General features: G+C 70.6%; 15 protein-coding genes and 2 tRNA genes. 10 read left to right on the top strand and 7 right to left on the bottom strand.

All coding sequences use genetic code 11. From position 1 onward, the window contains the following. Window position 1 precedes the first annotated feature (1 nt). The 5 genes from BJ961_RS31695 to BJ961_RS31675 all read left to right on the top strand — a co-directional run bounded on the left by BJ961_RS31695 (window position 2) and on the right by BJ961_RS31675 (window position 7,978). Window positions 2-1,615 carry a beta-N-acetylhexosaminidase gene (locus tag BJ961_RS31695; protein WP_271416203.1) on the top strand — a complete coding sequence of 538 codons (1,614 nt, stop codon included), beginning with the start codon at window positions 2-4 and terminating at the stop codon, window positions 1,613-1,615. A gap of 282 nt (window positions 1,616-1,897) precedes the next feature. Next, complete coding sequence (locus tag BJ961_RS31690) at window positions 1,898-2,791, top strand: FAD binding domain-containing protein (RefSeq protein WP_271416202.1); 894 nt, start codon at window positions 1,898-1,900, stop codon at window positions 2,789-2,791. Further along, entirely contained in the window at window positions 2,788-4,824 is a 2,037-nt protein-coding gene (locus BJ961_RS31685; protein ID WP_417796943.1) for a (2Fe-2S)-binding protein, read from the top strand. Before BJ961_RS31690 ends, BJ961_RS31685 begins: the two co-directional genes overlap by 4 nt. Continuing rightward, the gene (locus BJ961_RS31680; protein WP_271416201.1) at window positions 4,821-7,142 is read left to right on the top strand and encodes a xanthine dehydrogenase family protein molybdopterin-binding subunit; all 2,322 of its coding nucleotides are present in this window, start codon (window positions 4,821-4,823) and stop codon (window positions 7,140-7,142) included. Before BJ961_RS31685 ends, BJ961_RS31680 begins: the two co-directional genes overlap by 4 nt. Window positions 7,143-7,303: 161 nt before the next feature. Continuing rightward, a complete protein-coding gene (locus BJ961_RS31675; RefSeq protein WP_271416200.1) occupies window positions 7,304-7,978 on the top strand; it encodes an SUKH-4 family immunity protein in 675 nt (224 codons plus the stop codon). On the opposite strand, the gene BJ961_RS31670 is transcribed toward BJ961_RS31675, so the two are convergent. Together BJ961_RS31670 and BJ961_RS31665 are read right to left on the bottom strand one after the other, a co-directional pair. After that, window positions 7,947-8,015: transfer RNA gene (locus BJ961_RS31670), tRNA-OTHER, on the bottom strand. The genes BJ961_RS31675 and BJ961_RS31670 overlap by 32 nt on opposite strands. Before the next feature lie 77 nt (window positions 8,016-8,092). Further along, window positions 8,093-9,082, bottom strand: a complete 990-nt coding sequence (locus BJ961_RS31665) for a restriction endonuclease (protein ID WP_271416199.1) — start codon at window positions 9,080-9,082, stop codon at window positions 8,093-8,095. Between the two features lie 181 nt (window positions 9,083-9,263). On the opposite strand from BJ961_RS31665, the gene BJ961_RS31660 reads away from it, so the two are divergent. Further along, window positions 9,264-11,123, top strand: coding sequence for a DUF262 domain-containing protein (locus tag BJ961_RS31660; protein ID WP_271416198.1), 1,860 nt, complete (start codon window positions 9,264-9,266; stop codon window positions 11,121-11,123). A 397-nt stretch (window positions 11,124-11,520) separates the two neighbouring features. Here BJ961_RS31660 and BJ961_RS31655 read toward each other — a convergent pair. The 5 genes from BJ961_RS31655 to BJ961_RS31635 form a co-directional block, all read right to left on the bottom strand. Further along, window positions 11,521-11,592 (bottom strand) — tRNA-Cys (locus BJ961_RS31655). 224 nt (window positions 11,593-11,816) lie between these two features. Then, the gene (locus BJ961_RS31650) at window positions 11,817-12,368 is read right to left on the bottom strand and encodes an NUDIX hydrolase (protein ID WP_333782094.1); all 552 of its coding nucleotides are present in this window, start codon (window positions 12,366-12,368) and stop codon (window positions 11,817-11,819) included. Continuing rightward, window positions 12,365-13,486, bottom strand: a complete 1,122-nt coding sequence (locus BJ961_RS31645) for an adenosylhomocysteinase (protein WP_271416197.1) — start codon at window positions 13,484-13,486, stop codon at window positions 12,365-12,367. Before BJ961_RS31645 ends, BJ961_RS31650 begins: the two co-directional genes overlap by 4 nt. A gap of 121 nt (window positions 13,487-13,607) precedes the next feature. Continuing rightward, window positions 13,608-13,994, bottom strand: coding sequence for an ATP-binding protein (locus BJ961_RS31640; protein WP_271416196.1), 387 nt, complete (start codon window positions 13,992-13,994; stop codon window positions 13,608-13,610). A gap of 8 nt (window positions 13,995-14,002) precedes the next feature. Then, window positions 14,003-14,431 (bottom strand): hypothetical protein, encoded by a 429-nt coding sequence (locus tag BJ961_RS31635; RefSeq protein ID WP_271416195.1) that lies wholly within the window; start codon window positions 14,429-14,431, stop codon window positions 14,003-14,005. A gap of 153 nt (window positions 14,432-14,584) precedes the next feature. Between BJ961_RS31635 and BJ961_RS31630 the strand changes: the two genes are divergently transcribed. The 4 genes from BJ961_RS31630 (at window position 14,585) to BJ961_RS31615 (ending at window position 18,712) form a co-directional block, all read left to right on the top strand. After that, on the top strand, window positions 14,585-15,685 hold the full coding sequence (locus BJ961_RS31630) for a helix-turn-helix domain-containing protein (RefSeq protein ID WP_271416194.1): 1,101 nt from the start codon (window positions 14,585-14,587) through the stop codon (window positions 15,683-15,685). A 13-nt stretch (window positions 15,686-15,698) separates the two neighbouring features. Beyond that, entirely contained in the window at window positions 15,699-16,367 is a 669-nt protein-coding gene (locus BJ961_RS31625; RefSeq protein ID WP_271416193.1) for a YdcF family protein, read from the top strand. Further along, window positions 16,333-17,103 carry a WbqC family protein gene (locus BJ961_RS31620; protein WP_271416192.1) on the top strand — a complete coding sequence of 257 codons (771 nt, stop codon included), beginning with the start codon at window positions 16,333-16,335 and terminating at the stop codon, window positions 17,101-17,103. The genes BJ961_RS31625 and BJ961_RS31620 overlap by 35 nt, the downstream gene beginning before the upstream one ends. Window positions 17,104-17,242: 139 nt before the next feature. Then, a complete protein-coding gene (locus BJ961_RS31615; RefSeq protein ID WP_271416191.1) occupies window positions 17,243-18,712 on the top strand; it encodes an MFS transporter in 1,470 nt (489 codons plus the stop codon). Window positions 18,713-18,728: the final 16 nt, after the last annotated feature.

Raw genomic sequence — 18,728 nt, 5'->3', positions numbered from 1 at the left:
CGTGACCGACGTTCTTCCCCAGCCACAGCACGTGGCGTGCCACACGGACGCCTTCTTCGACCTCGGCCCGGACACCGGGCTGGTCGCCGAGGACGGCACCGGGCGCACCGAGCGCTGGCTGCGCGCCACGCTGGGCGCCGCCACCGGCCTGCCGCTGGCGCCCGGAGCGAACGGCGCCGGCGCCGTCCGGCTGTCCCTCGACGGTGAACTGGCCGACGAGGGCTACCGCCTCGACATCACGCCGGAGGGCGTGCACCTCACCGGCGCCGACCCGGCCGGACTCTTCTGGGGCGCCCAGACGCTGCGCCAACTGCTCGGCCCGGACGCCTTCCGGCGTGCCCCGCTGCCCGGCCGCCGGTGGCGGCTGCCGCTGCTGCGCGTCGAGGACGCGCCGCGCTTCCACTGGCGGGGCCTGATGCTGGACGTCTCCCGGCACTTCATGCCGAAGGACGGCGTCCTGCGCTACCTGGACCTGATGGCCGCCCACAAACTCAACGTCCTGCACTTCCACCTGACGGACGACCAGGGCTGGCGCGTCGAGATCAAACGCCATCCGAAGCTCACCGAGACCGGCTCCTGGCGGTCGCGCACGAAATTCGGGCACCGCGCCTCGCCGCTGTGGGAGGACAAACCCCACGGCGGTTACTACACCCAGGAGGACATCCGGGAGATCGTCGCCTACGCCGCCGAACGGCACATCACCGTCGTCCCGGAAATCGACGTACCCGGACACTCGCAGGCCGCCATCGCCGCGTATCCGGAACTCGGCAACACGGATGTGATCGACACCACCGCCCTCTCCGTCTGGGACACCTGGGGCGTCAACCCGAACGTACTCGCTCCCACGGACGCCGTGCTGCGGTTCTACGAGGGCGTGTTCGAGGAACTCCTGGAGCTTTTCCCCTCGGAGTTCATCCACGTCGGCGGCGACGAATGCCCCAAGGACCAGTGGCGGGAGTCGGCCACCGCGCAGGCGCGGATCGAGGAACTCGGTCTCGCCGACGAGTACGAACTCCAGTCCTGGTTCATCCAGCACTTCGACACCTGGCTCGGCGGACGCGGGCGCCGGCTCATCGGCTGGGACGAGATCCTGGAGGGCGGACTGGCCAAGGGTGCGGCCGTGTCCTCCTGGCGCGGTTACGCGGGCGGGATCGCCGCCGCACGCGCGGGGCACGACGTGGTGATGTGCCCCGAGCAGCAGGTGTACCTCAACTTCCGGGAGCACGGGGGCGAGGACGAACCCGTGCCGATCGCCTTCGTGCGCACCCTGGAGGACGTCTACCGGTTCGAACCGGTTCCGGCGGAACTGACCCCGCAGGAGTCCGCACACGTGATCGGCACCCAGGCGAACCTGTGGACCGAGGTGACGGAGAACCAGGAACGGGTGGACTACCAGCTGTTCCCGAGGCTCGCCGCCTTCGCCGAGGTCGCCTGGAGCGCCCTGCCGGCCCCGGCCGACCGGGACTACGCGGCCTTCGAGCGGCGGATGACCGCCCACTACGCGCGACTCGACGCCCTGGGCGTCGCCTACCGCCCGCCCACCGGCCCCCTGCCCTGGCAGCAGCGGCCCGGTGTGCTCGGCCGGCCGATGGACGGGCCGCCGCCGAACATGTGACAAGCGGCAAGCGACAACAAGTGATATCGAGCAACAAGTAGGGAAAGCGCCCCAAAAGCCACCGAAGAGTGGCAACTCGCGCGCATCGCGCGTAGCCCCGATCGTCGGAGATCTCGTGTGATAACGGGCCATCTCACGGACGAGACGGGCGAATGCCTCCTAGCGGACCCCTGCGTTCGGGCCCTGCGAAGATGTGCCAGAGTTGCCACGTCCGCCCTGTCAGGTCGTACCGTACGGCCACATGGGCGGGACCAGGTGGGACAGCGGGAAGGGGCAGTCGGTTTGACCACGCACGCACCGCAGGCGGCGCAGGCCGTGACGCTGCCCACGACACTGGACGAGGCCGTGGCGGCGCTCGCCGCGATGCCCGCGGCCGTTCCGGTCGCGGGCGGCACCGACCTGATGGCCTCCGTCAACTCCGGGCAGCTCAGGCCCGCCGCGCTGGTGGGCCTCGGCCGGATCAGCGAGATCCGCGGCTGGCAGTACCAGGACGGGCACGCCCTGCTCGGCGCGGGACTCACCCACGCCCGCATGGGCCGCCCCGACTTCGCCGCGCTCATCCCGGCGCTCGCCGCCGCCGCACGCGCCGCGGGACCGCCGCAGATCCGCAACGCGGGCACCCTGGGCGGCAACATCGCCTCGGCCGCCCCGACCGGGGACGCGCTGCCGGTGCTGGCCGCCCTGGAGGCGACGCTCATCATCGCGGGCCCGGACGGCCTTCGCCGGGAGATGCCGGTCTCGCACCTGCTGGCGGGCATGGAGATGCTCCGCGCGGGCGAGCTGATCGGCTACGTGCGCGTGCCGCTGCTGCACGCGCCGCAGGTCTTCCTGAAGGCGACCGGCCGCACCGGCCCCGGCCGCGCCACGGCCTCCGTGGCGCTGGTCCTCGACCCCGCCCGGCGCGGCGTGCGGTGTGCCGTGGGTGCCATCGCGCCGATGCCGCTGCGGCCCCTGGAGGCCGAGCAGTGGGTGGCCTCGCTCATCGACTGGGACAACGGCCGCACCATCGTCCCCGAGGCGCTGCACGGCTTCGGCGAGTACGTCGCCGCGGCCTGCATCCCCGACGCGGCCCCGGCCGAGGACGGCTCCGTACCGCAGCTCCCGCCCGCCGTACTGCACCTGCGGCGCACCGTCGCCGCGCTGGCCCGACGAGCACTGGGGAGGGCGCTGTCGTGACCGACGACCAGCACGACGACCGGCATGGCGACCGGGGCGGTGGCCCGTACGGGGACCAGTACGGCGAGCGGTACGGGGACCAGTACGACGACCAGTACGGCGATCAGCGCCGGGACCGGCACGCGGAGGGCACGCCCCCGAGCGGCGGACGCTGGGACCCGCTGCCCCAGGGCGACTACGACGACGGTGCCACCGCCTTCGTGAAGCTCCCCGAGGGCGGCGTGGACGCGCTCCTCGCCTCCTCCGACAGCCCGCTCGCCGCGCCCGGACACGGCTACGTGCCGCCCCAGATCACGGTCGCGCCAGCCACCGGCACCGACCCGGCCGCCACCGGCTCCTGGACGATGCCGTCGGCACCGTCCGCGCCCGTGGACGGCGCCCAGTGGCACGTCCCGGACGCGGGGCCGGAGCCCGCCGCCCACCCGGGATACGCCGAGTACGCCCAGCAGGACCCGTACGGCGGGGCCGCGCCCTACGACACCGGCGCCGGACAGGGCGACCGGTTCACCTACCGGCCCGGGGCGACCGGGCAGTGGGACTTCTCCCAGGCCGAGGCGGAGGCGGAGGCGGAGGCCGCGGCGGCCCGGGGTGCCGTGCCCGGCCAGGACGTGACCGGGCAGTGGTCCATCCCCGTCGCCGACGGTGATCTGCCGGACGAGTCGGGCGAGTTCACGACCTCGTCGCTGGCCGAGCAGTGGGGCGGCGGCGCCGCGCCCGCCACCCTGCCCGGCGGTGCCCCCGCCCCCTGGGCGACGCAGCCGGCCGGACAGCCCTGGGGCGACCCGGCGGTGGAGCCCGACGCGAGGCCCGAAGGGCAGCCGGCCGAGACGCCGCCCGTCCCCGGACCCGCAGTCGGCCCGTACGGGCAACACCCGCACACCGAACCGGCCGTGGGACCCGCCCCCGGAACTCCACCGGCCGGCAGGACCGCGCCCGACGCGACCGACGTGCCCGGCGACCCCGAGGAAGCCCCTGAGGGCCCCGCCGAAGCCGCGCCGGACCCCGCGGAGGACACGGGGGCCGCATCCGTACCGGAGGCCGCCGAGCGGCCCGTGACGGACTCGGCACCGGCCGTCACGCGGGAGTCGGCGCCGCAGCCCGAACCACACCCCGGCCAGGACCCCGACGCGACCGGCCACGACCCGCACGCGACGGCCCCCCGGGCGGACGTGGCGGACACAGCCTCCGTGTCCGAATCCGCCGCCACGCCCGAGCCGGACGCCACGCCCGAGACGGCAGCGGCGGCGGAGACGGCCGAGGCGACAGCGGAGTCGGCGGAGACGTCGGAGCCGGTGGAGTCGGTGGAGACGTCGGAGTCGGCCGACCCCGCCCTCCCCCAGGAGCCGTCCGCCGCCGGTCCGCACGAGGAGCACCCCCTCGCCTCGTACGTCCTGCGCGTCAACGGCACCGACCGGCCCGTCACCGACGCCTGGATCGGCGAGTCGCTGCTGTACGTGCTGCGCGAGCGCCTCGGTCTCGCGGGCGCCAAGGACGGCTGCTCGCAGGGCGAGTGCGGCGCCTGCAACGTCCAGGTCGACGGACGGCTCGTCGCCTCCTGCCTGGTCCCGGCCGTGACCTCGGCCGGCAGCGAGGTGCGTACGGTCGAGGGCCTGGCCACCGACGGGCGGCCGTCGGACGTGCAGCGCGCGCTCGCCCGACGCGGCGCGGTGCAGTGCGGCTTCTGCGTGCCCGGCATGGCCATGACCGTGCACAACCTCCTGGAGGGCAACCCGGCCCCCACCGAGCTGGAGGCCCGCCAGGCCCTGTGCGGCAACCTGTGCCGCTGCTCCGGCTACCGGGGCGTCCTGGAGGCCGTCAAGGAGGTCGTCGCCGAACGCGAGGCGCACGCCGACACGGACGCCCAGGGCGGCGCGGGTCCCGACGAACCCCGCATCCCGCACCAGGCGGGGCCGGGCGCGGGCGGCGTCAACCCGTCGGCGTTCGAGTCCCAGCCACCGCCGGGGACGCCGGACGCGACAGCACCGCACGACCAGCCCTACGGTGACCACGGCCAGGACGGAGGCCACGCGTGAGCAACGACGCCGCGACTGCGGAGGCCGAGGGGACCGCCGAGGCGGCCACCCCCGTGCCCGAACCGATCCCGCACGGCCTCGGCGCGTCGCTGCCGCCCGCCGACGCCCGCGCCAAGACCGAGGGCACCTTCCCCTACGCCGCCGACCTGTGGGCCGAGGGCCTGCTGTGGGCGGCTGTGCTGCGCTCACCGCACCCGCACGCGCGCATCGTCTCCATCGACACCACCCACGCGCGCGAGATGCCCGGCGTACGGGCGGTCGTCACGCACGAGGACGTGCCCGGCACCCCGCTGCACGGCCGCGGCGGCCGCGCCGACCGGCCGGTGTTCGCCTCCGACGTCGTACGCCACCACGGCGAGCCGCTCGCCGCCGTCGCCGCCGACCATCCGGACACCGCGCGGATGGCGGCCGCCGCCGTCATCGTCGAGTACGAGGTGCTCGATCCGGTGACCGAGCCGGAGCAGGCATTCGAGGCCGAGCCGCTGCACCCCGACGGCAACCTGATCCGGCACATCCCGCTGCGCCACGGCGACCCGGAGGCGGCCGGCGAGGTCGTCGTCGAGGGCCTGTACCGCATCGGCCGTCAGGACCCGGCGCCCATAGGGGCCGAGGCCGGTCTGGCCGTACCGCGTCCCGACGGCGGCGTGGAGCTGTACCTGGCCTCCACCGACCCGCACGGCGACCGCGACATCGCCGCCGCCTGCTACGGTCTGCCCCCCGAACAGGTGAAGATCGTCGTCACCGGGGTGCCTGGGGCCACCGCCGACCGCGAGGACCAGGGCTTCCAGCTGCCGCTCGGCCTGCTGGCGCTCAGGACCGGCTGCCCGGTGAAACTGACCGCCACGCGCGAGGAGTCCTTCCTCGGGCACACCCACCGCCACCCCACCCTCCTGCGCTACCGCCACCACGCGGACGTCGAGGGCCGGATCGTGAAGGTCGAGGCGCAGATCCTGCTCGACGCGGGCGCCTACGCGGACACCTCCTCGGACGCCCTGGCCGCCGCGGTGTCCTTCGCCTGCGGCCCGTACGTCGTCCCGAACGCCTTCATCGAGGGCTGGGCGGTGCGCACCAACAACCCGCCCTCCGGCCATGTGCGCGGCGAGGGCGCCATGCAGGTGTGCGCCGCGTACGAGGCGCAGATGGACAAGGTCGCCAAGAAACTCGGCCTCGACCCGGCCGAGGTGCGCCTGCGCAACGTCCTGGCCACCGGCGACGTGCTCCCCACCGGCCAGACGGTCACCTGCCCGGCCCCCGTCGCCGAACTCCTCCAGGCGGTCCGCGACTTTCCGCTTCCCGCGCTGCCCAAGGACACGCCCGAGGACGAGTGGCTGCTGCCCGGCGGCCCCGAGGGCGCGGGCGAACCGGGCGCGGTGCGCCGGGGCGTGGGCTACGGCATCGGCATGGTGCACATGCTGGGCGCCGAGGGCGCCGACGAGGTCTCCACGGCCACCGTGAAGGTCCAGGACGGCGTGGCGACGGTGCTGTGCGCGGCCGTCGAGACCGGCCAGGGCTTCACCACCCTGGCCCGGCAGATCGTGCAGGACACCCTCGGCGTCGACGAGGTGCAGGTGGCGCCCGTCGACACCGACCAGCCCCCGGCCGGTCCGGGCTGCCGCGGCCGCCACACCTGGGTCTCGGGCGGCGCGGTGGAGCGCGCGGCCAAGATGGTCCGCACCCAGCTCCTCCAGCCGCTCGCCCACCAGTTCGGCATGTCGACCGAGCTGCTCCAGATCGCCGACGGCAAGATCACCTCGTACGACGGTGTGCTGTCGACGACGGTCGCCGAGGCGCTGGAGGGCAAGGAGCTGTGGGCCACCGCCCAGTGCCGCCCGCACCCCACCGAGCCGCTCGACGAGGCCGGGCAGGGCGACGCGTTCGTCGGCATGGCCTTCTGCGCGATCCGCGCGGTGGTCGACGTCGACATCGAGATCGGCTCGGTCCGAGTCGTGGAACTGGCCGTCGCCCAGGACGTGGGCCGCGTCCTGAACCCGGCCCAGCTGACCGCCCGGATCGAGGCGGGCGTCACCCAGGGCGTCGGCATCGCCCTGACGGAGAACCTGCGCACCCCCCGCGGCCTGGTCCGCCACCCCGACCTCACCGGCTACGCCCTGCCGACGGCACTCGACACCCCCGACATCCGGATCGTGAAGCTCGTCGAGGAACGCGACGTGGTCGCCCCCTTCGGCGCCAAGGCCGTCAGCGCGGTCCCGGTGGTGGCCTCCCCGGCGGCCGTCGCCTCCGCCGTACGCGCGGCCACCGGACGCCCGGTCAACCGCCTCCCGATCCGCCCCCAGGCCGCGGTGGTGACCGGGAACTGAGCCGCTCGCGCGCGTGAGGCAACGGGTGCGTGTTCCGGCGCGTCCTACGAGGTGAACGGGGTCCGTGCGCAGGCGCGTTGTCAGTGGTGGCGCGTAGTCTCCGAAGGAGCGCGAACGGCAGCCGCCGGCACGCGGAGGGCCATACTTTCTCGGGGGAGACGATGCACGCGGTCACCGGCGGTACGACGATCACGCGGGGCGCGGCGGCGGCCGTCCGGACGGAGGCTCCCTCGCTGCTGACCCGGGTCCGCCTCGCCACGACGGTGGAGGACCCGTCGTGGACGCGCGGCGCGTCCCGGCGGCCCCAGGGGAGCGGCGAGCGGCCGTCGCTGTGGAACACGTCCACCCTGATGAGCTGCCTGCTCCTGGCGGTGAGCCACCGCGCGGAGCCGGGGACCTCCCGGGACCTGCCGCCCCGCTTCCTGGACCGGGAGTTCGGCCGTCACCGGGTGACGCGCTTCGAGGACATCGACTTCCCGAGGACCCTCACCCACGAGCCCACCCGCCGCTTCCTGCGCGAGACGGGCCTGCCCGAGGACGCCCGCCCCTTCCGCCTCGACACGGACGACCTGCCGCTCCCGACCCTGGCGGAGTACGGCGAGGACCACCCCGAACACCCGGTCCCGGCGGACGCAGAGCACCTGGTCCGCCTGGGACGCCTCGCGGACGGCGCCCACGTCGCCGTCGACGGCACGACAGGCACCGTCCTGACCTGGCGGACACCCGACGGCACCCTCCACCCCCTGATGTCGGACGTCTCCGCCCTCGCCCTCACCCTGTGGGCGCTGCGCCGCACGACGCTGCTGGAGACCGTGGTGGGATTCGAACCCACGTAACAGGCTTTGCGGGCCCATCCGGCCCGTCACACGGCTCAGGCCAGGCATGCCCCGTAACGGGACGGCACGCCGTTGTTGGAGCCCACAGGGCTCCGACCAGGATGTGCGGTCCGGTCAAAGGCCGCTTTCGGGCGGCAACAAGGTGTGGTGGTGATACCAGGGCGGCCGGTCTCTCCCGTCGGCCCATCGGTCGAGCCGCTCGGCGTGCACGATTTCGATGCCCGTAGCCTTGGCGAGCCGCGCCGCGGGGGTGGTGACGGTTCCGGTCGTTACCAGCACCGCGACGTCGGCGCGGTGGACGTTGAAAACGGTTCCGGCAAACCTCTGCAGATCGGGGCTGGCGACCTTACCCCGGTACTGCTTGCACTGGATCACCACCTTGCACCCGTCAGGGGTGTAGGCGACGACATCCGCCCCAAGGTCTCCGGCCCCACCGATCGCCTGCACTCGGGTGCAGCCGTCCTTGCGGCACAACTCGGCGACGGCGTACTCGAACTCGGTCGGGGACAAGGCGAACCAGTCGGATACCGCGCGGGGCTCAGTTGGGGTGGGCGCGGTCGTCTCCAGGGCACGCGCCTGTTCCTTCAGGAACGTGGTCAGTTGGAGAAGATACTGGTAGCGCTCTGTACGGCTGTCGGGAGTTGCGAAGGCAGCCCGGAGAGTGCGGTAGGCGTCATCTGCCTCGCGGAGTTGGACTGTGTAGTCCTCCGGGCTGTAGTTGTTCCGGGACCCTGCAGGCAAAATCTCGCCCACCGTCACCTTGTGGAACAGCCGTCTGCCGTTGACGTACGACACGATCTGGCTGATGGTGTCGAATTCCCCGGCACGGTGCTGAACGAGCCGCACGGTGGCGTTGCCGTCGTCCACGGCGTCGATGCCGATGCCCAGTTCGACGGGCATGTGCCAGGAGTCGTACCGGTGGTCGTAGGTGCCTGTGTACTGCTTCGACTCCAGCACCGTGCCGCTGCCAAGGATGTCCTTGCGTGCCTCCTCCAACGCTGCCGTCCATGCGGCGCGCACGCTGCCGGGCATACCCGCAAGTGCCTTCTCAGCGGCGCCCCGGATCGTGACATCGCTGACGTGCCCAGGGTCTCCGAACCACATGAGTGCCGATCCTCCTTCGCTCTCTCCTGACGGACGCCAGGGTGGACCGCTGATGATGCTAGGTCCAAGAGCCGTCAGCTCAATCGACGTTGAGAGCGAAGATTAGTGGAAGGACGATCAGATCTGGCGACGCGCCGTTACGCTGCGATGACCATGCAGGTGCTGGGGGACCGGAGGGGCGATGCAGGCCGGCGACGTCAAGCTGGGGAAGGTCTTCGCGAACGACCACCAGAGCGTGATCCCGATCTTCCAGAGGCCCTATGTATGGGACGAGAAGGACAACTGGGAACCCTTGTGGATGGACGTCCGGACGGCGGCGGAGGAAGTGGAGGCGGAGACAGAGAACCAGAGTGGTATGGGGTCGAAGCCGCGCACCTACTTCCTGGGAGCCGTGGTCGTACAGGAGCGGTACCGGCCGCCCCGGCGCCTCAGTTCCTCTCACATCATCGACGGCCAGCAGCGTATGACCACGCTGCAGATCCTCTTCGCGGCGGCCCGGGCCGTCGCCCACGACATGGCCGCTGACAGCGTCGTCGGGCGTTTCACGAGTCTGCTGGAGAACCGGGCGGAGACGGTTCACGAGGCGTTCCCGGACGACCGCTACAAGGTCTGGCCGCTCCCTCAGGACCGTGCGGCATTCCTCTGGGCCGTACGCGGGACCGACGACGACGATACGGCGCCCGCCCCCGACCACCGGCTGGTCCGTGCCCGCGTGTGGTTCGAGCAGGAGATCGGCGACTGGGCCAAGGCCGTGGCCAACCCAGCCCAGCGGCTCGACGACCTGTTCTACACGCTTCAAGAGCGCATGCAACTTGTCGAGATCGTCCTGGACGCGGGTGACGACCCGCAGGTGATCTTCGAGGCATTGAACCACCGGGGAGTGCGCCTTGACGCCGCGGACCTCGTCAAGAACCTCCTTTTCCAGACCGTCGAGTCGCAGGGGGAGCACCAGCACTCCGAAGAGCTGTTGATGAACGCCTGGCTGCCTCTGGATGCCGAACCCTGGCGTGGTCAGGTCACCACCGGACGCATCAGACGCGCTCTGATCGATTTGCTCCTGGCTTATTGGCTGACTGTTCAAAAGCATCAAGACGTCTTGGTGGAGCACCTGTTTGCCGACTTCAAAGAATGGCTACCGAAGAGTGCCAGGCAGGCATCGGATGTGATTCGGGACATCAGGCATTACGCCGAGACGCATCAGCGAGTGCGAAGGTTGCCGCTGACCGATCCCACCGGTCGCTTGCTCGACCGCATGCAGACCATGACGACGACGCCTTGGCCAGTGCTGCTTTACCTGCACGCGACAGACGACGTACCGAACGACCAGCGAGCCATCGCGGCCCGCGCCATCGACTCATTTCTCATGCGGCGCGCCGTGTGCCTGATGACGACGAAGGACTACAACCGACTCTTCGTCCAGGTACTTGCCGATGTTCAGCAGAGCGATCCCACTCGGGCAGGTCACGCCGTCGTGCGCAGCCTGTGGAATCAGACAGCCGAGGCCCGGTTGTGGCCTGACGATCTGACGTTCCTGGACGCCCTGATCTCGACCGATCTCTACCGTCGATCCTACCGTGCCCGGCTGAAGGCCCTGCTGGTCGGACTGGAGAATCACCTGCGGACCCCGAAGACCGAGCATGCGCCGGCACTGTCAAGTGCGGACGCTCGGCTGAACATTGAGCATGTTCTGCCACAGAAATGGGAAACACACTGGCCGCTGAACGACGGTGATGGCGAGGAGAGCTTGAAGAAGCGACATGAGGCGGTCCACCAGCTCGGCAACCTCACGCTCACCACTGCGAAGCTCAACCCTGCGTTGAGCAACCGCGAATGGCTCCATAAGAAGGGGAGTCTCGGCACGCACAGCCTTTTGCGGTTGACGACCTCGTCAGTGCTCTCCGCGCCGGAGGAGCTTCGGGACAAGTGGAGCAACGAGCGTTGGGCCGAGTGCTGGGACGAGGATCGGATTCAGCTGCGCACCTTGTGGCTTGCCCGTATCGCCCTAGAGGCATGGCCAAAGCCCAAGGGCGACACAGACTGACGAACGGGGACAGTGCTGCGCCCCGCTGGCCGTCCCGCCTCGTGGTGGTGGACTCCGGCTTGGCCTGTGGGCCGGGCGTTCGCCTGGTCATCAGAGCGCTTGTCGACTCGGTGCTCGGCCGCGCCGATCCAGACAGACATGGTGCAGAAGTGGCTCGTCGTCCTGTGCGGCGATGTCGGCGGTCCGGCCGCTGACATCGCCATTGTGCGGGTAGTGCCTGAGCGGCGCCGCTGCCGAGGCTGAGTGAGCAGCAATGTGCCCAGCTGGACGCGGGCCCGGTCAAGGAGCCGAATGCACACGGCTGGAAGGACCAGCAACCCGGAACTGGGACGAAGAGCCGGAAGGGCCGCACCTCGCCGGTGTGCCGCCCTTCCGTGTGCCCCTGATCACGGGGTAGAGGCCGTGGCGGGATTCGAACCCGCGTAACTCGCTTTGCAGGCGAGCCCCTCAACCACTCGGGCACACGGCCGGGTCTGTGACTCGGTGACTCGACGATAGGGCGGGGCGGGGAGGTGCTCAAGGATTTGAGGGAGGCCGCAACACGACTGCCATACACCGTTCATTAACGGGCGCGCGAGGGACGGTTATACGATCCAAGTACCGGCCCCGTACTGCCTACGCAACAGATTCCGGAAGAGCCTCTGTCCCGGTGGCACTCTGGCCGTGTGCCGGGAATCACCGGCCACGCGCTGGTCAGAGAAGCGCTTGAACGACCCGTCGCTTCAGCTCTTCGTTGGTGAAGCCTTCCACCGTTCGCCACGCAGCGTCGGTGACCTCTTCAGTTTGCAGCTGGCCGATGTCGGCGGTGGTGCGGAAGAGGAAGCGGAAGTCGAAGTGCCGATGGGCAGGCTCGTCCTTTGCCGGGTTGGCGTCGATAAGGTGGACGTCCACGTGTAGAGCGGTTTCGCTGTGCGGGGTGACGACGTGGGGCGAGATGCCGGTCTCCTCGGCAAGTTCACGACTGGCAGCTTGCAAGAGGGTGTCGTCGCTGGGCTCGATGTGGCCACCGGGAAGCAGCCACTTGCCGGTGGCGTTGTGAAGGATGTGGAGGACACGGCCGTCGTGGCTGACGAGGATCGCGCCCGCGGTGACGTGTCCCGGCAGAAACTTGCGGCTGGTGAGGTCGCCGCCCGCGTCAAGGAGCTCCCGGACGACGGCAACCTCATGTTCGTCCTCGGGGTGCTGGGCGAGGTAGGCAGTGATGGTGGTGCGGATGTGGTCGGCCGGGATGGGCACGGTGATCACCTGTTGAAGTAGGAGAGCCAGGTCGCCGCGATGGCCTCGCGGTCAGGTGCGGGGACCTCGTGCATGCCGGGGGAGAGGTCTCCGCGGGTGAGCATCCTGATCGCGGCGAGGATCTCTGCCTGGATCAGGAAGATGAACGGCCCAACGCTCGCGCCGTGGATGAAGTTGACGGCATTGCCACCGTTCGCCAGATAGAAGTAGTGGCCGGTGGTCTGATAGCGGGTGACGTGGTCGCCGACGACCGTGCGGGTGTAGACGTCCGGCAGGCCGGCGAGGTCGAGTTCGTCCTCGCTGGAGGTGACGGTGGCGACGTAGGCACCGTTGCGCAGATGGGAGAAGTCCTCGCCGCGCAGGGAGACCGCGCCGGTGGCGCAGAGCACCAGGCCGGCGCCGGTCAGCGCGGTCTCGCGCGCACGGGCGACGGTGAATCCCTGGGACAGGGCCTGGGTGCGGCGTACAGGGTCGATGTCGAAGACGGTGACCTGGACGCCCTTGGCGTGCAGGAGCCGGGCAATGGAGGACCCGAGCTTGCCGAAGCCGATCACGAGGGCGGGGCGGCCGTGGAGGATGTCGCCACGGCCGCGCATGACGGCCTCGGTGGAGAACACGACGGACTGGCCGACGAGGTAGTCCTCGGGGTCCTTGAGCGGGGAACGGGCCACTGAGACGACAGGGCAAGGCAGTTTGTCGAGAGTTTCGTAGCGGCGGTGGCCGTTCTCGGTGTCCTCGACGACACCGAGCAGGCGGCCCGTGAAGCGGCTGTGGATCTCGGTCAACGTGGGGGCGAAGTAGCCGCCGACGTCGAGGAGGGAGATGGGTTCCCCGGCGGCCCGGGATTCGAAGTAGTCCAGCGTGGTGTCCGGAGTGGTGAACAGTTCGCGGGTCAGGGCATCGACGACGACGGTCCGCTCGGTCTCGCGTTGGGCAGCCGGATGGACAGACTTCGGCTTGGGCAGCACCGCCACGAGACGAGTCATCGCGGCAACGGCGCGGACAAACGCAGGACGTTCGGCGAGGAGATGGGTGATCAGGAACGACGAGCTCTGCTCGTCGGGGGCGAAATGGACGGCGATGCGGGAGAAATAGGCGTCCAGCCTGGCGCGTTCGAAGGTTTCCACGGCAGTTTTCCTCTCGTCCGTATGACCGAGTCCCTATGGGAAGTCCCAGGTGTGTCAGAGAGTGCGGGTAAGTCGGCCGAACATCAGCTGATCGACCCCGCTTGTGGTGCGCGGTCGTACGTCATGCACCCTTGAAGCAGGACCAAACGATCTTTCCGAGCGGTGCGCGGTCCTGAACACCCCAGCCATCGGCGAGGGCGGCCACCAGGACCAGACCGCGTCCCGACAGGTCGGTGTCGACGGTCTGACGGGGCTCGGGTCGCTGGCGGCGGCTGTCGTGTACCTCCAGGCGTACGACACCGTCCTCGGCGTTGAGACGGACCAGGAACCCGTGGTCGGCGACAGTGCCGTGGACCAGTGCGTTCGTGGCGAGCTCGGAGAGGCAGAGGCGGATGTCGTCCGTCCGTTCCGTACAGCCCCATCCGGTCAGGACCATGGAGACGAATTCCCTCGCCTGCCCCACGGATTCGGGGCGGGACTCGAAGAAGCGCTGCACTGTTTCGATCATTGCTGTCCTCATGACTCGCTCTGCAGGAGGCAGGTGGCTTCCGGGCTGTGGCAATGGGCCGCCGTGGTGGAAGTGGCCGCCGGGCATGTGTGGCGAGACCGGCGGACCAGAAGCAGCCGGGAGCCGACGGCCTCGATTTGTCGGCCTCGTTCTGCGGCTATCGCCCTTGGGCCCAGGTGCGACGCGGCCGGGGCGAGCACGCCGTAGACGTCCGGCAGGGCCAACACGTCCAGCAGGCCGGTGAAGGCGGCCGAGCCGGAGCCGACGCCGGCCGTGTGTTCGGTGAAGATGCCGGACAATGTCAGCTCGTGGCTGCGGGAGTACTCGGCCAGCGAGGCGACCAGTGCCTCCCTGCGGGCTTCGGAGACGTGCACCAGCCGCAGGAAGCCGTAGACGACTGGTCCGCCGATCAGGCGATTTTCTGTGAGAGGTTCCATGCGGGAGACCGTCCAAAGTGCCGACACGTGGTGACGATCCTGAGCATGGAGGTCGCCGACCTCCGGGCCAATCACCCGCTGTTCTACTTCCGTCCTGCTTCCGTGCCGCCGCTCCCCCGCATCTGCTTCGATGACGGTGGAAGGGAGTGAGGCGTGGCTACTGTGCACCAGTGGACCGGCCTGGAGGCCAGAGCTCTGCGTCTCGCCCTGCGTCTGAGTGTGCGGGCCTTCGCCGAGCACCTCGGCGTGGCCGTCGCGACGGTCTCGAAGTGGGAGAGCAAGCGCGCCGACACTGAGCCCAGACCCGACACCCAGGCCATCCTCGACACCGCCCTCGGACGCGCGAACGCCCCTGCCCACCTGCGCTTCGAGACGCTCCTGTCCGAGATGGCCAGCAGCATGCAAGGTGCCGGACGGCGCGTCACTGCCATCGGCCCCCGAGCCTGGGAGTACGAATCGTGGGCCGACGACCTGGACCGTGTCGTGGTCGCTCTCTCCCGTCAGAACTTCACCTTTGCCGACAGCCTGCTCAGCCGCTGGTTGGCGCGGTTCGACGCCCATGGGCTGGACGAGAAGGGGCTGTATCTGTTTGCCCGCTCGACGGCACTGCTCGGTGACCTCAAACGCGATCAAGGCTCCGTTCTCGGCCCGCTTTCCGCCCAGCACTCCTACACAGGTGCTCGCGCGGTCTTCACCCAACTCGACATCCCGCGTCGTGTCGCCCAGCTCGACCTCTCCCTCGCGGTGGTCACGGAAATGTCCGGCAACGTGGAGACCGCCGCGCGCCAATACGAAAGCCTCGCCGTTGACGACCGTCTGTCTCACCGCGACCGCGCCAGGGCACGCCTGTGGGTGGGCACGGCGCTGAGCAAGAACGGTCGACACGACTATGCGACCCGGGTGATGCAGGCCGCGACCCGCGACTTCGAGGAACTCACCGAACCCGACGACTGGTCGGTGGCTCACCAGAAACTCGCCCTCGCCCGCCGTGGCGTCGGCGACCTCGACCAAGCCCTGCACTTCATCGGCATCGCCCGCAGCAGCGGGGCCACCGACTCGCCGATGCAACGCGTACGGCTGGACACCGCGCATGGCCACATCCTGCTCTCCGACGCAGCGACGCAGGATGATGGGCTCCAGGTCCTCGACCAGGCTGCCCGCGCAGCCGCGCAGTACGGGCTTGTGCATCAACTGCGCAGTATCGAGGGGATCAAGGCCATGAACGAGGGGCCGACTGGCCCCGGGCGACGGTGATCAGGGAGTACGCGTGAGCGACAGCCAGCAGGCCATTACCGAGAACCAGTGGCAACGGGCCGCGCTCATCTGGGACTACCACCAGATGCACCATGAGCCGCGTCCCGTCGACGTGGCGATCGGGCTGGGGAGCCATGACCTGGGCGTTGCCACCCACGCCGCCGAGCTGTACCGCACCGGGCTGTTTCCGACCCTGGTCTTCACCGGCGGCAACAGTCCCACCACTGCCAAGGTCTTCCCGCGCGGTGAGGCCATCCACTTCCGCGAGCACGCCATCGACCTCGGCGTTCCTGCGGAGGCGATCCTGCTCGAACCGAACGCCGGCAACACGGGGCAGAACATCGCCCTCTCCCGCGAGGTCATCTCCGCCGCCGGCATCACCCCGACCACGGTGATGCTGGTCTCCAAGCCCTACATGGAGCGGAGGTCGTTCGCGACCGCTCGCAAGCTGTGGCCCGACGTCGAGACCCTTTGCGCGTCGGAGCCGCTGGAGTTCGACGACTACGTCAAGTCCATCGGCGACGTGAAGCTCGTCCTGGACATGCTCGTCGGTGACCTCCAGCGCGTCGTTGAGTATCCGAAGCTCGGATTCGCCATCGAGCAGGAAGTCCCGGAGGACGTGCGTGGAGCGTACGAATCTCTCATCCGTGACGGCTTCACCAGCCGCCTCATCGCTTCCTGACCTGCCGGAACCGGGCGGGCTGTGCGCGATTCACCAGCCCAACCTGTTCCCGAGACTGGCCACACTGGCCAAGCTGTTCGCGGCGGACTACTGGATCGTCCTGGACGACGTGCAGTTCGCCCGCCGCGACTACCAGCACCGAGCACGCCTCGGCGTCCTCGACGCACCGGGCCGTCGGCAGTGGCTCACCGTCCCCACCCGTCTTCCCCAGGGCAGGCCGACTCTCATCCGGGACGCGTTGATCGTCGATCCCGACCGGGCCCGCCGCAAGACCATGGGGACACTGCGGCAGCACTACGGAGCCAGCCCGCACTGGCCGACTCTCGCCAAGGTGCTGGACAAGGTGCTGGAGGCCTTCGTCACCGGCAGGACCGCCGCCGTCGCCGCAGCTTCCCCCCGCCTACTGCTGGACCTGCTCGGCTGGCAGGGCCAAGTCCTGCTCAGCAGCGATCTGCCCTCTCGGCCGGGACGCTCTCAGCGGCTCGCCGACCTCTGCGTCGTGACCGGCGCCCGCGCGTACGCTTGCGGGACCGGCGGGATGACCTACCTCGATCCGGCCCCATTCGCTGCCAGGGGCATAGCAGTCATGCCGTTCCAGCCGCCGACGACCAACATCTGGTCTTCCGGCCGAAGACTCACTGCGCTGTCGGCCGTGGCGGCACTCGGCCCACAGGATGTGGCCGCCCGCATGCGGACGCTCGCCTCAGAACAAGGCCTTCCGGGGTCCGCTGCTTGACTTGCGGCCGCCACAGCAGGACTGCCGCACCCCCTTCGCCAACGGCATCCTGACCCGGCGGGTCGTACGACCAAGGTCCCGGTTCCGTACCGCCTCCCGACAGGGGTCAAGGCGGGCTGCGGCCCTTACGCTGACGACCATGACCGTCCCTGAGCCCCGCGACACCGAGGTCGCCGTACCCGCCGCCCCCGCCACGACCGGCGCCGCGACCACGGAACCCGCCGAGACCGTGCTGAGCCGTGCCTATCGGGCGCTCAGCATCGGCATCGTCTCCGTCATCGTGCTGATCGCCTTCGAAGCGACCGCGGTCGGTACCGCGATGCCGGTGGCGGCGCGGGAGCTGGACGGGGTGTCGCTGTACGCGTTCGCGTTCTCGGGGTACTTCACGACCAGCCTGTTCGGGATGGTGCTCGCCGGCCAGTGGTCGGACCGGCGCGGGCCGCTGGCGCCGCTGACGACCGGCATCGCCGCCTTCGCCGCCGGGCTGGTGCTGTCGGGCACGGCCGGTGCGATGTGGCTGTTCATCCTCGGGCGGGCCGTGCAGGGGCTCGGCGGCGGGCTGGTGATCGTCGCGCTGTACGTCGTCGTCGGGCGGGCCTACCCGGAGCGGCTGCGGCCCGCGATCATGGCGGCGTTCGCGGCGGGCTGGGTCGTCCCCTCCGTCGTCGGGCCGCTGGCCTCCGGCGCGGTGACCGAGCACCTCGGCTGGCGCTGGGTGTTCGTCGGCATCCCGGTGCTGGTCGTCGTCCCGCTCGCCCTCGCGCTGCCGCAGATACGCAGCCGCGCGGCGGGCCCCGTCGGGGGAGGGGGCGCACCGGCCTCCTTCGACCGCCGCCGCATCCGCCTCGCCCTCGCCATCTCGCTGGGCGCCGGCCTGCTCCAGTACGCCGCCCAGGACCTGCGCTGGATCTCCCTGCTCCCCGGTGCGGTGGGCGTCGCGCTGCTCGTCCCGGCTGTCCTCGGGCTGCTGCCCCGCGGCACCTACCGGGCGGTGCGCGGGCTGCCCTCCGTGGTGCTGCTGCGGGGCGTGGCCGCGGGGTCCTTCATCGCAGCCGAGTCCTTTGTCCCGCTGATGCTGGTCACCCAGCGGGGGCTCAGCCCGACGCTGGCCGGACTCTCCCTCGCGGCGGGCGGCGCGACCTGGGCCGCCGGGTCCTGGCTGCAGTCCCGGCCGCGCCTGGAGCCGTACCGGGAGCGTCTGATGGCGCTGGGCATGCTGCTGGTCGCGGCGGCCGTCGCCGCGGCTCCCAGCGTGCTGATCGACGCCGTACCGGTCTGGACGGTGGCCGTCGCCTGGGGCTTCGGCTGCTTCGGCATGGGCCTGGTGATCTCCTCCACCAGCGTGCTCCTGCTCAAGCTGTCCGCCCCCGAGGAGGCCGGTTCCAATTCCGCCGCCCTGCAGATCTCCGACGGCCTCTCCAACGTCGTCCTCCTGTCCGCCGGCGGCGCGGCCTTCGCGGCCCTCGGCGGTGGCACGGTGACCCACGCGGCCACCGACGCCGCCGGGGCCACCGGCTCCCACCCGGCGGCTTTCGCGGCGGTGTTCCTGCCGATGGCGGCGGTCGCGCTGGCCGGCGCGTGGGTCGCGACGCGCGTGCGGGAGCGCTGAGCCGGTGCGATGGGGC

The sequence above is a fragment of the Streptomyces lienomycini genome, assembly GCF_027947595.1.
Lineage (GTDB): Bacteria > Actinomycetota > Actinomycetes > Streptomycetales > Streptomycetaceae > Streptomyces > Streptomyces lienomycini.
Note: the sequence above shows the minus strand (reverse complement) of the source record. Positions and strands in the feature narration are given on the sequence as shown.